We start from the raw sequence: 14680 nt of genomic DNA, 5'->3' as shown, positions 1-14680 counted from the left end.
AAACCCCTTTCGGTTTCCAACACTGCATCCCGATCCAACTTATAATCTCTCGCAAAGTTGCGTGCTGCCTCTTCCGAGATGAACTTACCGACATAAGCGTTACGGATAGAGTCTTCTATCGCCAGTCTGCGGTCATTTTCCGCCCGCTGTTCCGGCGTCACTTCGGGTAAGTTGGCACTTTCTGCAGGAGGCACGATATCAATATCTACCGTGAAACTGTCACCCGCTTGCTTATCAAGGGTTACGGTCAGTTCCGATTGCTTGCCAAAAGAAAGTTTGGAGAAGCCGAAACGACCATCTTTGGAGGCCCAGACAAGCATATCCCCTTTTCCGGCAGTCAGTCCGCACACACCACCATCGTCGGTATGTTTCGTTGCTACGGTATAGAATTCCGCATAATTATAAAGTTTGAACTCCACGCAGGCGTCAGGAACCGGATTTCCCGCTTCATCTTTCACCATAACCTTGGCTTGCGCTGTAGGCGCATAATTATCAATCACATTGATTTCCGTATACGTGGGGTTAACGGACATTACTTCTTCTTTTCCTTCATAACGTCCGAAAACCTTTGTGTGCATCAACATTCCGCGACTGGCAGGGGCATTGAACCAACCAAGATCCAGTACCGGTTCCGGTTCACAAGCACCCAGGAAATGCCATTTACCATCTGCCCAGGCTTCCACCCATGCATGGTTATCGTCCGTATGTGCCCATCGTGGTGTATAAACCTGCCGTGCCGGAATACCTACCGAGCGAAGTGCCGCCACCAGCAAGGTAGATTCTTCGCCACAACGCCCGTAAGCAGTACTCACTGTTGCCAGTGGTGAACTGGTACGGGCATCGGAAGGCATATAGACAGCTTTCTCATGACACCAATGGTTCACTTCCAGGATGGCATCGTACAAAGAAAGGGACTTCACACGGTCTTTCAGCTCCTTATAGAACACTACCCGCGCACTATCCAATTGTTCGTTGTTCACCCGCACCGGAAGTACAAAGTGTCGGAACAAATCTTCGGGAATGTTCTTCCCCCAAGGCATTTCTTCTGCGGCACGCTGGGATGCGCGGATATTCATTAAGTGAAATTCACCAGGATAATCAGTAATATCCGCCAGTGGCATATAGGCATAAAGGAATTCCAGGGCTTCCTGCTCATAAGTGCTCAGCGAAGCATCATCCAGTATCGTAAATAGTTCTCCCTGCGGCATCAGAGCCTTCTTTTGCTGAAAGTCCTGCTCCACGCGCGAACGATACGAAGCATCGGTCATAAAATGGGATTCTCCACAGGCAGCAAGCAGACAAAGTAGCCAGCATATTCCGAAAAGTTGTGTAGCTCGTCTCATAATACTTACATTAATTAAGGTATGAGCTACAAAGTTAAAGAATTATCTGAAGTTTATTTCAGATGTACCACTAAAGTTGTATCCTCAGAGAAGGTAATACTGCATTTTTCGTAGGAAGGGGGGCCCATAACACCTTCGGCATCATTGCTGAAACCAAACTTCTCTACAGGAATACCGAAAGCACCGGTATCCAATTTACCATTTCCATTCTCATCCTGATACATGGAGAAGGCATAAGTTCCTGCCGGAAGCCCTTTACAGGGGATAGACACAACTTTATCCTTCACCTCTACAGCAAAACCGGCAAGCGGCTTCTTCATGAATGTCTCCTGAGAGTTGTAGATGGCGACATAGAGTTTACCAGTCACATTTTCAATACCACGTACTTCCAGAGTAAGATTTTGTGCAGACAGACTTTGAGTTGCAAAAGCCAAAACACATACGAAACTAATAATCATTGCTTTCATTTGAATTGTTTTTAAAGAGTTTATAAATAGATACGCGGACAACGCGGATTAGGCGGACGAACGCGGACCTTTCTTTTTAATTAAATTAGAAATTAGAAACATCATAAGCCGCCTTCTTCCCAAGTGTGATAAACACCCCGATATAGAAGAAATGATCGTTTGAAGCCAGAATAGCTTTATTATTCACCCGCCCAAATTCATTTTTCCGACAAAGGATATTGGTAGCAGAAGCATGGATAATCACTTTCTTACTGGGCAGGAATGTCAGTCCGAGATCAAGACTGTTATAAGGCTTCACATGATCATTCATCAAGCCCGGTAAATCCGGATTATGATAGGGGCGCCCACTGCTGAAACGGTTCGTCAAACCGACTATCGTGCCGATTCGCGGAATGGAATACTTCAGCACTAGGGATGCATTGTGCCGAGTGGCATATTGCGGAGTAGTCAGTTCCGTATATTCCTGAAACTTCCGCTTGGCAATATTATATGTATAGGAAAGTTGGTATTCCAGATTCTTCAGCAGGACACGGTCATTAAAGAACAAGTCGAAACCTTTACTGTAGCCATAACCACCGGAAGTCAACACTTCCGCTGCATCTACCGTTCCCTTTTCCACCAATGCCAGACGGTCATATTTCTTATAATAAAGTTCAGCTTTGTAGAAACGTCCATCACCCTCATACTGTGCACCCACATTATACTGAATGCATGATTCCGATTTCAACTTGTTCTCCTGAGCCAGCAATCTGCTAACCGGCAACTGTGTATATCGTCCCGCCGTAGCAGAGAGTACTACATCTCCCAAATAGTAATTAACAGCCAGGCGGGGTGAGAAATTCACCTTTTCATTCAATGAAGTATATTCTGTGCGGACAGAAAGTTCCGCCTTCAGTTGCTCCACCGGATAATAAGTCGCCGAAAGAAAGCCTGCACTGATCGTCGGATTCATTTCATAATGGCTATCTATTCCCTCCGCCTCTTTCATCTGATATTGATAACGATTCTCATACCGGCGGATAAAACTCTCCACTCCCATATCCAGACGAAGAGCCGGAGAAATGCGCTTGAACACTTTTGCCTTTGCATGAAGTTCCTGTTGTTGTTCCATCCAATGATCTGCCGAAAGTGATACATTACCTATCTTCTGTTCAAAGAAAGAGAATGCTGCACCTGCAAACCAGTTCCATCCACCGGAAGTACGCTTACGGAAAGTTGTATTGAGATAGAAATTATTCTCATTCAGATCGAACAGTCTACGTTCAGCGCCTTCATAATTGGAAAAGTCAGTATGATCATAGCCGCCATAAATCTTGAAAAGCGTAGCATCATCGGGATGATAGCGGAATTGTGCCGATCCGGTCATCATCCGGTAGGGATCTTCAAAATCCGTACGTCCTGAATAGATATGATCATAGACACACAAGTCCTGATAATCCAGGTTCACCGAAAGCGAACCTTTATCGAAAGCCCGTGTACCTCCTCCACCGAAGCCTACCGTAGAGGCATTGATGCCTAACTTATTGATAGGGCTCTTATCCTTTGTCTCCAATGGTAACACAGCCGAAAGTGCATCCCCGTATTCCAACGGAGCCCCGCCCGATTCCAGATTGACACCACTGAACATAAAAGTGGAATAACGTCCGCGTGCCGGTGAGTTTATACCTGTAGCCGTATAAGGATTCAAGACGTGCATTCCGTCAATGTATGTCTGTGTTTCATCACTACTTCCGCCGCGCACCAGCAGACGGCCACTTTCTCCTTGTACCTGCGTGCCCGGCAGTGTCTGCAATGCCTGATACAAATCACCGTTTGCACCTCCCACAGTCACCAGTTCCACTGGACTCATATCACTCCAACGACTGTTGGCAACAGGTGTTTTTTTACCTTTCACTACCACTTCCTTCAAATCTACACTGTCATTGTATAGTTGCAAGAAAACGGTATCTGTCACAGCTGTCTGCGCTTCCAAGTGCTGCACCGTCAGCAATACACTTACACTAAAAAGTAGAATCAATCTTTTCATTTAATCTATGTTCTTTACGATTTCCGTCAGCAAACATAGACTAAGAATTTCAGGCAAAAAAATATCCGGGACAGACTGCCCGGATATGTGACAAACAGCACTCCTCCTGTGACGAATGGCTGTATTTTTCTTTATTCTGTGACGAATGACTACCCTTCCGCCCCCCCTTCTATCAGCGTTTTTATCTCTTTTGCATAGCCTCTGGAAACCGGAACTTCTTCCGTACATCCTTCCAGTCGCAAACGGTATCCTTGTGAGTTTCCATCTACTTTTACCACAGTGCGTATGTTCACCAGAAAGGCCCGGTGACAACGGACAATGAACGAACAGGCAGCAACTGCTTCTTCTGCCTGCTTCATAGTAGCCCGCACTAACTTTTGCTGCATCTTATCCGCACTACTGTAAGCTACTCTTATATAATTCCCTTCTGCTTCTACATAAAATAAGGTATGGGCATCCACTTCCAGCATTTCTTTCGTTCCGCCGGAGAAAACCAATTGCATAGGAGTTTCTTCTTCTGCTACTTCTTCTTCTTCTGCTGCTCTACCCTCTTCTATCTGTTCCTCATTCCTTGTCCGAATCTTCTCCTTCTGGGTATTCTCTCTTTTCGCAAGAGCGTAGTTGATCTCCGTTGCCTCCTTCAGATTACGTACCAGCTGCAAATTACGATTCCACATCAAAAAGAAGATTATGGGGAAAGGAGCAAGAACCGCCACCCAAGCCAAACTTATCAGAAATCCTTTCCAGCTCAGTATGAATGAACCAAATACCCAAGCCGTATAGAAACAGTTACCTATCGCAATCAGCAAACAAGCTCCCAAGGTTCCTAACAATTCGCGCCCTAATGTCCAGTTCTTCTCACTATGATAACGGGGAAACAAAGCAGGAAACAAATACGTGGAGATACTCAGTGCCAATGAAGAAACCACTCCATAACCTAACACTACCCAGAATTTATAGCCTCCCATCATAGAAATGCCAAAAGGCTGCAACACAAAAAGGATCAGAAACACTATAAGTGAAGGTATTATCACGCTTTTCCATCTCTTCACCAATGATGGATAAGGGCTTCGTAAAAGTGTCAACAGTTTATTTATCATTATGACTTCCTGTTTGTAAGGGTTGATTATGTGTAAGATGCTACAAAGGTATATAAATTATTAATAGATCGTACATAGGTCATTTATTCCATTTTTAGTCACACTTTTGTAATATGCATATAGCAAAAACGGACATTTCTAAAGAAAAACGAGGAGAAAGTGCATTATTTTATGTTTTAAAACATATTTATCGTGAACAATTCGTATCTTTGCAGCGTTAATAAGATAAAAGAAAAGATGTAAAACCCGCTTTCCGAAACGCGGAAAGCACAAAAAGATGACAATTATGAAAAAGAATGCAAATGAAATTTTTATGTTACAGTACCGTATTAAACGCTATCAAGCAATGGGAAACGGAACTATGTGCCAGGCTTTGAATGGCAAACTTCAAAAACTGCTCGCAAAGCAGGCTACCATGTAAAATAACACCTTTAAATAAAATGAATGAGGGCGGAAAACCGAAAAGTTTTTCGCCCTCTTCTTTTATCAGTCGCTTATGATGTCTTTTCCAAAAGGCGTCAAAGCCAATCCTGCCAGTTTGAAATGCTGTAGTCCGAAGGGGATACCAATAATGGTGATGCACAGCACCACACCGAATGCCAGATGAGAAAGGCAAATCCAGATACCTCCCAGAAATATCCACAATACATTCATCAGTATATACAGGCAACCACCCGAACGTTCGCCACTCCGCACCGTTTTACCGAAAGGCCATAATGCAAGTGAAGCCATTTTCAGAGTTTGCATACCGAACGGAATACCGATAATGGTAATCATCATCAATAAACTGGCAACAAGGTATTCTATAGCGGTAAAAATACCTCCGAACACCAGCCATAATAAATTCATAAAACATCCCATAATTTTGCGTTTCTTGTATTCTAATACGCAAATATAGTTTTTTTATTTAATAACAAACTTATACTTACCTGTTAATCGCGCATCTTTATCTTTCAAGGCAATACGGTAAATCTCCGTTCCCCAAACATTAGAAAGACGTGTATCAGGCAAATTGATTGTTTCAACGGTTGCTGTGAATTCACGGGGATATTCCAAAGTTACTTTCTGTCCCTGTACATCTATCGTCACCTTTCCGGGCACGGAAATATCCACCTTTCCCCAAGTGAGGAAGTTCACCTGATTAGGTTCTTTCGCTGATTTCAGGGAGAAATTATCGATAATCGTCAGTTGCTTATCGCCTAATGAATAGGCACGTGTCCAATTATTTACCTCGGCTTCTTTCGGATAAGCAGTCGCAATGTTCGCTGAGAAGAAACGTTTCTTCGGTTGGCAGACAACATCCGTAGCCTTATAATTCTGACCGAAACTCTGGGGTACTCCGTTTATCATCGGCAGGTTATGGTAATTACTTTGCATGGTCCAGATGGTATAACGTTCGCTACTGAACGTCTGACGTGTATAAGTTCCTACCCCCGCATCAATCAGCACAGGTATCGTATTGACGTACAATGAAAATGTACCTACATCATTATGATTATGACTTTCATTATTGAATCCACCTTTCGTAGCCAGGAACCAACCGGACTTATTGGTCAGATAGCAGAACTCCGTTTCAGGATACCAGGTACAAGCAGGTATGGTATGGGCAGCGGCCGTCTTTTCCAGTTCTCCATTCCATAATATGGACTGCAAGGAGCGGAAAGTATCATTGCCCAAAGGCACAGAAGGACGCTTGCCATCCAGTAGATAGGCTGCAAACCGCATCATTTCCTCGCTGCCGACTGCACGACCATAACGGTAAATCAACGGTGCATCGCCTCCACCCTTGGCAGAAGCATCCGCAAAGTTCACTACCCAACCGTTTCCTACATACGTACGACTGATATATTCTCCCATCCGGCGAATCATCGGTTCCTTGAAAAGAGATACTTTCCCATCTGTTCCATCGGAAAGTATCTGGAGATAATCATACATTTTCCCGGCTGCATGTCCCCAATAAGAAGGACCTTCTTCACAAGCACCATCAGCCTTTACAAAATTGATGAACTTGTCTACCGACTGCATGCTGCGCCAAACAGCCTTTGCCAGACGGTCGCGGTCATTCTCTAATAAAAGATAGCATTGCAATACATTGGAGTTACACCAGGGATTCCAGTTATTGATAATCATTCCCGGTTTCCATTGGAAAGCCATCCACCACTCCCGGTCATTGTTCATATAAGGATCGAGAATACGTTCCTGCAAAGTATGACGCAAGCGCTGAGAGATTACAGGATCTATTTTATCGAAAGAATCATGGAAGAAGTAATATACCCACGACAGCATGGAACCGAAATTTCCCGAACCCAGATCAATCACCTGTTCGCGATAATCGGGCAAAGAGCGTTTGGTGCTCTGGCGTACCAGATGGGCAGAAAGTACCCAGGAAGTCATCTCGCAACTGTAAAATGCTCCATTTATCAACTGGTCGATAAACCGTCCTTTTCCTTCGGCAAGTTCGGCAAGCATCAGGGCATTGATTGCTTTCCGGTTGGCCTCATAGGGATTTTGCATAATGTTCCGTTCACCGCTGCGTTCATACTCTAAGTAATCGGTAGCACGGATTACTTTCCATTCGTAATTAAGCATTTTCTCTCCGGCACTAATCAGGCTTTCTTTATTGGTACCCAGCAATTCGTTCCAGCCAGCACGGTCGTTATAAGCAGGATAAGGTACCCACTTCTGATTCATCACCAATGCTTCTTTCAGTTGTTCTTCACTACCGGCAGCTTTTTGCAAAAGATTTCGTTCAGTATATGCATGTGCGGAGATACCTGCCATGAAAAGCAGGCAGAAGGAAATAAAAATACGGTAAAACGTGTTTCTCTTCATGATATTAAAAAGTTAGATTTCTTTTTTGTGATGAGGCAAAGATACGCAAGTTACGGTAAAACGGAGGTATTTAATTATCCGTAGTTGGGTACAAAATCATCCATTTGTATCTTGTTTTATTCATAAAAAGAAAGTACTTTTGTATTAACGCAACAGACGTTACAGTAACCACTGTTGCGTTACATCACTAAACATTTACTAAATATCAGAAAGTTATGAAATTCTACAATAGAAAAAGTGAATTAGAAGAATTACACCTAATTGAAAATCTATCCAATGAAAGTGCCCAACTGGCAGTTGTCGTGGGCAGACGACGGGTAGGTAAGACAACCCTGCTTCGCCATGCTTTCACACAAATTCCAGTCCTCTATTTCTTTATAGGAAAAAAGAATGAAATTCTTCTTTGTGAGGAATTCACAACGGAAGTTTCAGAGAAGTTGAACGAAAATTTAGGGCATTTTGAAAAATTCTCTGAACTGTTCCGCACTTTAATGGAAATTTCCCAAAGGAAAAATTTCACTCTAATTATTGATGAATTTCAGGAGTTCCTTAACATCAATCCATCCGTCTTCTCAGACATGCAACACATATGGGACAGTCATAAAGAAAATAGTAAAATGAATCTGGCTATCTGTGGCTCTATATATTCGTTAATGAAACGTATCTTTGAAAATGCCAAAGAGCCTCTCTATGGCCGTGCTACATCAAGAATGCTCATCAAGCCTTTTCGTATACACACTATCAAAGAAATTCTATCTGATTATAATCCCAGCTACTCGCCAGAAGATTTATTAGCCTTTTATATGATAACGGGAGGCGTCGCTAAATACATAGAACAATTAGTGATACGAAAAGCATTCACCAAACAAGCCATTTTTAAAACCATTTTCAGAGAAGGCTCCTACTTTCTGGAAGAAGGAAAAAGTGTATTGGTAGATGAATTTGGTAAAGACTATGGCAACTATTTCTCTGTACTATCATTAATTGCTAATTCAAAAACAGAAAGGGGAGCAATTGAGAGTACCTTGAATATGCCAGTCGGTGGTTTTCTGGACAAACTGGAAAAAGAATATAATCTTATAAAGAAAGTACGTCCATATATGGCTAAAGAAGGGAGCCGTTCAAATCGCTACCGAATAGAAGATAATTTTCTGAATTTCTGGTTCCGCTTTATTTATAAATACAGAAGCGCAGTAGAAATAGGAAATATGGAATATCTTTATAAAGTAGTAGAACGGGATTATGACACTTATAGTGGCATTATTCTGGAGAAATATTTCCGTCAGTTATTCGCTGAAAGCAATGAATATTCGGATATTCAAGGATATTGGGATAACAAAGGAGAGAATGAAATTGATCTCATTGCTGTAAATGACATGGAAAAACGAATAGTAATTGGAGAAGTCAAGAGAAACGCTAAACGTATCAGTTTACCACTTCTCGAAAGAAAAGCAGAAAACATTATAAAGAAGCATTCCTCGTACCAGATTGAATTTAGAGGGTTCTCATTAGAGGACATGTAATTTAATGCCCACCTACTTCCAATCACTAAATTCAAAGCTCAACTGTTCCCAAACGCCTTTTTCCCCGGTATCTTCCCGTGGATTAGAAACGGAAAGCCCTATCAACCGGATGGGATGATGTTCATAATCCACCTCCTTCAGCAGTTGTTTAGCCAAAGGCAGGATCACATCAAGAGTAATTAATTCTTTGGATTGGGTAATGCTCCGGGTTATCTGACTAAAATCATGGAATTTGATTTTCAACGTCAATGTATTTCCCTTGAAATCATTATGTTCCAGACGTCCTACCAGTTCCACTGCCGCATGATACAGTTCGATAATAACCGATGAGCGTTGCGAAATATCCTTCTCCAAAGTATGTTCGCAACCAATGGACTTACGGATACGTACCGCCTCTACCGGACGAAGATCGATTCCCCGGGCACAATCATAATACAATGCTCCTACTTTCCCGAACTCACGCAGCAGCATAGCCTGCGAACATGCACGCAACTGTTCGCCGTTATGAATACCCAATGAGTGCATTTTCTTTGCCGTCACCGGACCTACCCCCCAGAAACTCTCGATAGGCAGACGCGCAATAAAATCCATCGCCTGATCGGGATGGATGGTACACAGCCCGTCCGGCTTACGATAATCGGACGCTATCTTTGCTAAAAACTTATTGTAGGATATACCGGCAGATGCCACCAAGTTCAGTTCATTCCGTATTTTCTGCTTGATTTCCTTGGCAATATCTACAGCCAACAAAATACCGGGCTTATTCTCTGTCACATCCAGAAAAGCCTCATCCAGTGACAATGGCTCAATGATATCTGTATATTCGTGGAAAATTTCATGGATTTGCCGGGAGACTTCATGATACACTTCCATCCGTCCGTGAACAAAGATAAGTTGTGGGCACATCCGTTTTGCTTTCGTCGACGCCATGGCCGAACGTACTCCATAGCGACGTGCCTCATAACTGGCAGCCGCCACTACTCCCCGTTCTTCCGCATACCCCACTGCAATAGGTTTTCCGCGCAACTCGGGATTGTCACGCTGCTCTACGGATGCGTAAAACGCATCCATATCTATATGTATGATTTTTCGTTCAGTGCCTTCGCAATACATCATGCATGATCACCTTTCCATTTTACTATTCAAAGATAATCATTATTTCCGTTACTCCATTGCGACAATTTCTGATGTTCCTGTTTCTTTCACCATTTTTATTGATTTTCCTACTCCGGCTCGATACATTTGCACTTATTTATCAAGGCTCCTCAATGCTCGTTTAATAAAATAGAAAATGCTGCATAAATGCAATATACTTAAAAAGCAAAAAAAGGACGAACATGATAACTTGAACTACTCTCCTTATCATATCCTTTTATGCCCACTCTATCCCAGAAATTATTAGTCATAACCTCAAAATGCCAAATAATAATCCAACTTTCCATTTTACTGTACTGAGAACTACATCGAAAAATATTCCTGTAATTTGATAACTCCCCTATGGAGCTACCCACTTTAGCCAACTGTCTATTTAACTTCTCCCTCGTCTCAGTCCCATACCGATGATCCTCCCAACCGACATTTGTATTATCCTGAAAATCATCTTTCGGGGATCTCCCGCATATATTCACCAATACATCACACCATTGACCAATACTCGGTAAAAACCATGGACTACAAATATTCTCAGGTATCAGATTCTTCTTCCGATACTCCTCGATTCGTTTAAAAGCAGTGTATTTACTAAAGTCGCCACTACTATGATTTGCCAGTATCGTCTCCGTTTCAGAGTAACCATTCATGTTATCCTGGATTGAGCCATCTTTTCCCATAACCTGAATACCATTTTCAACCACAGTCTTATCACCCCAACTACCATCACCAATAGTATTCAATCCCATTACATAGGCATGGTTCCATTTCTTCTTATTGCATTCCTTATCCGTCATTTTTTCAGAAGCACAGGTAATGATCATTCCAGCAGCATTTTCATAATCAGGTATTTTATCTCCTTCAAAAGCTCCGTCGCCGGGATATATTTCTATTTTGCCATCTTTAAAAAAGACGAAATCGCCGGGAAGTAATTGTCGTTCTCTCTTACATGGATTTAGAGTACTATTAACTGTTAATGTATAGCAATAGCCGGCGTTGAAAATAGTCTGATGCCCTGAGTAAGTTATATTTTTATCCATACCAGTACTTATGTCGGTCACTTTATAGTTTCCGGCAATCCTTGTCGCAGACTTGGGAAGAACAATAGCCCTATAACTCCCGTCATCCATCTTGCATGCTGTAACATCATTCAGTATTACTTGTTGGGCTGTCACATCTACTGTTCTCCCTATATTATCACGATAAGTAAAAATTGTGTCTCCAGGTGAAACGTATTCAAAAGATGCCTGCGGCTTCAACACTAACAATGTAAACTGATGACTAAAATTTAAATTCAGGATTTTCTTTGTGGAACTATTACCATCATCTGCCAACTCACCTATAGAAGTCATTAGATCGCAAGCAGTATATTTACTGACAGTAGACTGGTCGGTTACCGGTTGCAGAAGTTGGTTCTCAGCCAGTGAAGCAACAATCTCATCCGAATTTTGAGTTGCATCTATTGCAACATCTTCTTTATAGGGGTAATAAGCAATATAGCTCATCCCAGCAGTCCAATAAAGCGTAGTACCAGCAGGTGGATTCCAATTTCCCATAGCAATACCTGTTTTTTTATAAGTCAACTTTACATTGCTAATGGCATTTGCTATCGCACCGTTTTTTATGGCGAAAATACCGATAGCATCACCGGTATTGAACAAGGTTTCAAATCCGTTCTCCATAGGTATCCGTGTCGAAGGTTTCCCATTAGCAGAAACATTGTTGAAATCGCATGTTGTAGTCTGAACAACGAGAGGTATACGAGCTTGTTCCGTTTCTCCTTCGTCATTTATCTCAATTTCACAGGTACATCCGCTACATACAAAAAGAATGCAATAAAAGCCCAAACTGATGAAAGTATGTTTCATATACTTATTCTTAATAATTATCTTGTTTCTATATCACTACCGTCCACAGTTTCCGCACCACCGTTACCCCATGCTGGATTACTATTTACTGTTACAGAAACTCCCGATTTTGTATCGATACTGATAATATAGTTTACCAAAGTTCCCGGTTTCCATTTATCGGACGAAGGCAAAGGTTGATTATTCAAAACAATGGTCTCAGTTCCATTCGCCCCTGTATATTTATAAGTGATGTTGAATGTATTTCCCGATCCGTTAGGTAGTAGGAAGAAAGTAGAAAGCAACTTCTTTTCTGTAGCACTATTGATGGGTACAGAGAAATTAGTGATAGTAGTGGTAAATGTTTCCATTGGGACGGACGAAGGATAATTCCACTCGAATCCTTTGCTATCGGTATCCAAAGATTGAAAGGTCAAAGTTCCACTTTTCACTCCCCGGATAGAGAAAGCGGTTATCGTTTTCTCTAACACATTATCATTGTTCTTCACATAAATAGCAATCTTTGTCAATGCATGGTTCATCACGAACTTCACCTTTCCGTTATTAGTAGCATAAGTCTGATTCATCAAAGGAGTGCAGACAAGCAAATCTATTTGTGCCGCTTCCGCAACTTGTACCTGATAAGTAAATGAAGGGTATCCCCTGTCGGTAGCAGCCGGCAGTGTCAAACCTTTGGCATTATGCGGTGCATAGGCAAAGAAAGTAATCTTATCGTTACTATTGGTCGGCCAGGATTTCGTGGGAGTATATTCCCATGTAGAGGCTCCGGTGGCTTTCGTCACTTCTTGGTTGTACATGAAATTTGGAGTGGAGGACAAAGCGTTGAAACTGTTTCCCTGTGTGAGATAAGCCAGTACGCCTAAAGAAGTAAGGTTATCCTTGGTAAACTCTGTTCCGCGTGTCTGCGCCTCTACAGTAGGTACAAAGCCTATGGAAACGGACAACACTTCCGTTTCATCAGTTTGCGAACAGGCAGTAAGCAATGCGTAACAAGTAGTGAGCAATACACAGCGGGTGGCAAAAGTTGAGAGTTTTATTCCTTTCATATCTTTCGATTTACTTTCTTGATCGTGTGCCCGGAAAAGGAGATTCAACCTTGTCCGGGCTTGGTTAGAAGGTATTGAAATAAAAAACACCTGGTTTAATTTACTGTAACAGGTTTACTTTCATCAGTATTCCAATCAAGGTTATCCGTTACAGCTATTTCAATCGCATTCAAGGTTATGGTAAACGTAAATTTATAAGCTTTCCCTTTGGCAAATACACCAGTTCCTAAATTTACTTCTTTGGTAAAAGAAGATTTTGTAGTAGTGGTAGAAACGGCAGTAGGAATGCTCACGATATCATAGGAGATTTCTGCCTTTACATCATCGTCCGCAGTGGTACCCGTTCCGTCAATAGGGATGAAGAACAAGTATTGATCAGTGGTAAACAGAGTGGATGCTGTCCCATTCACTTCAACGCCAGCTGTAGTGTAATCATTCCATGTGCTGCTTGTCTTAAGTACACCATTAGCCGTAGTGGCTGCAATAAGGTAGGGACTCTCTAAGAACTTTGTTGTTTCAGAGGTTTGTGGAAGCGTCCATGTATCACTATGCATATTGTAAGTTGCTTCTTTGGCAAGTTTCGTGGTATGCTTCAATTTGATGCCTGTGATAAAAACTTTAGTTTGGGCATTTGTATTTACGCTAGTTTTAGCCAGCATTGTTACACGGGTAAGCATATGTCCAAAAGTAAAAGTAACTTTACCATTAGAAGAACTTTGTTGTTGATCTTCCATTTTAGATGCTACTAAATCTATCATGTCTTTTTGATTATCCTGCAGCTTAAAGGTCAGAAGTGGATCTGTAGAGTTCGTAGCATTCGCCAATGTGATACCACTTGTACCTGGCGTACTTACATACGGGGCATAAGCGAAGAAAGAGAGTTTATCCTCGCTATTTCCCGGCCAGAATTTCAGTGGAGAATATTTCCAAACACCACTGCCACTACCGCCTGTGGCATTCCATGTAGTATGTACATTATCCATAAATGTACCTTTGGCTCCACCGGTTGAATAGTTTCCAGTGGTCTGATAGACAAGGATACCGAAACCTTTATCGGTCATTTTTAGACCATTGGTCGTGGCTGTCCCTCCCTCCGATGGATTAGTTGCATTGTCCGTAACCAAACCTTTTGTCTGCGTACCTGTGTACACTCCGAAACCAATGGTGCGGTTCGTATCCGGCCTTGTTTCCAGAACTTCATTTTGTGAGCATCCCGTCACAGCCATAGCTGCCACCACTGCCCAGAATAAAAATTTTGTTTTCATAACTTGATACATATTTAATTAATAAAAGAGTTTCACCTTTAAATTCATGATATCACAATTC

At 42.1% G+C, this 14680-nt stretch carries 12 protein-coding genes; 2 read left to right on the top strand and 10 right to left on the bottom strand.

All coding sequences use genetic code 11. The annotated features are described in order from the left end of the window. From BACCELL_RS16330 to BACCELL_RS16315, 4 genes are all read right to left on the bottom strand, one after another. Positions 1 to 1343, bottom strand: a 1343-nt coding sequence (locus tag BACCELL_RS16330; protein WP_169309604.1) for a transglutaminase-like domain-containing protein, incomplete at its 3' end; no start/stop codon positions are given. A gap of 53 nt (positions 1344 to 1396) precedes the next feature. Further along, a complete protein-coding gene (locus BACCELL_RS16325) occupies positions 1397 to 1810 on the bottom strand; it encodes a DUF2141 domain-containing protein (RefSeq protein WP_007213037.1) in 414 nt (137 codons plus the stop codon). 85 nt (positions 1811 to 1895) lie between these two features. Continuing rightward, positions 1896 to 3836: a TonB-dependent receptor plug domain-containing protein gene (locus tag BACCELL_RS16320; RefSeq protein ID WP_007213036.1), complete on the bottom strand. Its 1941-nt coding sequence runs from the start codon at positions 3834 to 3836 to the stop codon at positions 1896 to 1898. A gap of 149 nt (positions 3837 to 3985) precedes the next feature. Next, the gene (locus BACCELL_RS16315) at positions 3986 to 4936 is read right to left on the bottom strand and encodes a LytTR family DNA-binding domain-containing protein (protein ID WP_007213035.1); all 951 of its coding nucleotides are present in this window, start codon (positions 4934 to 4936) and stop codon (positions 3986 to 3988) included. Positions 4937 to 5222: 286 nt separating this feature from the next. Between BACCELL_RS16315 and BACCELL_RS27635 the strand changes: the two genes are divergently transcribed. Beyond that, a complete protein-coding gene (locus BACCELL_RS27635) occupies positions 5223 to 5357 on the top strand; it encodes a hypothetical protein (RefSeq protein ID WP_007215668.1) in 135 nt (44 codons plus the stop codon). A gap of 65 nt (positions 5358 to 5422) precedes the next feature. Here the strand turns inward: BACCELL_RS27635 and BACCELL_RS16310 are convergent, their stop codons facing one another. Both BACCELL_RS16310 and BACCELL_RS16305 read right to left on the bottom strand, forming a co-directional pair. After that, positions 5423 to 5797 carry a YccF domain-containing protein gene (locus BACCELL_RS16310; protein ID WP_034752357.1) on the bottom strand — a complete coding sequence of 125 codons (375 nt, stop codon included), beginning with the start codon at positions 5795 to 5797 and terminating at the stop codon, positions 5423 to 5425. 42 nt (positions 5798 to 5839) lie between these two features. Continuing rightward, complete coding sequence (locus BACCELL_RS16305) at positions 5840 to 7717, bottom strand: heparinase II/III domain-containing protein (protein WP_007213031.1); 1878 nt, start codon at positions 7715 to 7717, stop codon at positions 5840 to 5842. 266 nt (positions 7718 to 7983) lie between these two features. On the opposite strand from BACCELL_RS16305, the gene BACCELL_RS16300 reads away from it, so the two are divergent. After that, complete coding sequence (locus BACCELL_RS16300) at positions 7984 to 9291, top strand: ATP-binding protein (protein WP_007213029.1); 1308 nt, start codon at positions 7984 to 7986, stop codon at positions 9289 to 9291. A gap of 12 nt (positions 9292 to 9303) precedes the next feature. Here the strand turns inward: BACCELL_RS16300 and dinB are convergent, their stop codons facing one another. The 4 genes from dinB to BACCELL_RS16280 all read right to left on the bottom strand — a co-directional run bounded on the left by dinB (position 9304) and on the right by BACCELL_RS16280 (position 14619). Next, positions 9304 to 10407 carry a DNA polymerase IV gene (dinB, locus tag BACCELL_RS16295; RefSeq protein WP_007213028.1) on the bottom strand — a complete coding sequence of 368 codons (1104 nt, stop codon included), beginning with the start codon at positions 10405 to 10407 and terminating at the stop codon, positions 9304 to 9306. Positions 10408 to 10604: 197 nt separating this feature from the next. Continuing rightward, entirely contained in the window at positions 10605 to 12308 is a 1704-nt protein-coding gene (locus BACCELL_RS16290) for a fimbrillin family protein (RefSeq protein ID WP_007213026.1), read from the bottom strand. Between the two features lie 17 nt (positions 12309 to 12325). Then, positions 12326 to 13354, bottom strand: coding sequence for a fimbrillin family protein (locus BACCELL_RS16285; protein ID WP_044153937.1), 1029 nt, complete (start codon positions 13352 to 13354; stop codon positions 12326 to 12328). Between the two features lie 95 nt (positions 13355 to 13449). Beyond that, the gene (locus BACCELL_RS16280; RefSeq protein ID WP_044154064.1) at positions 13450 to 14619 is read right to left on the bottom strand and encodes a fimbrillin family protein; all 1170 of its coding nucleotides are present in this window, start codon (positions 14617 to 14619) and stop codon (positions 13450 to 13452) included. Between the last annotated feature and the right edge of the window lie 61 nt (positions 14620 to 14680).

Origin of the sequence: Bacteroides cellulosilyticus DSM 14838, from assembly GCF_000158035.1 — a bacterium.
GTDB lineage: Bacteria > Bacteroidota > Bacteroidia > Bacteroidales > Bacteroidaceae > Bacteroides > Bacteroides cellulosilyticus.
The sequence above is the reverse complement of the archived record's forward strand: the minus strand, read 5'-3'. Positions and strand labels throughout refer to the sequence as shown.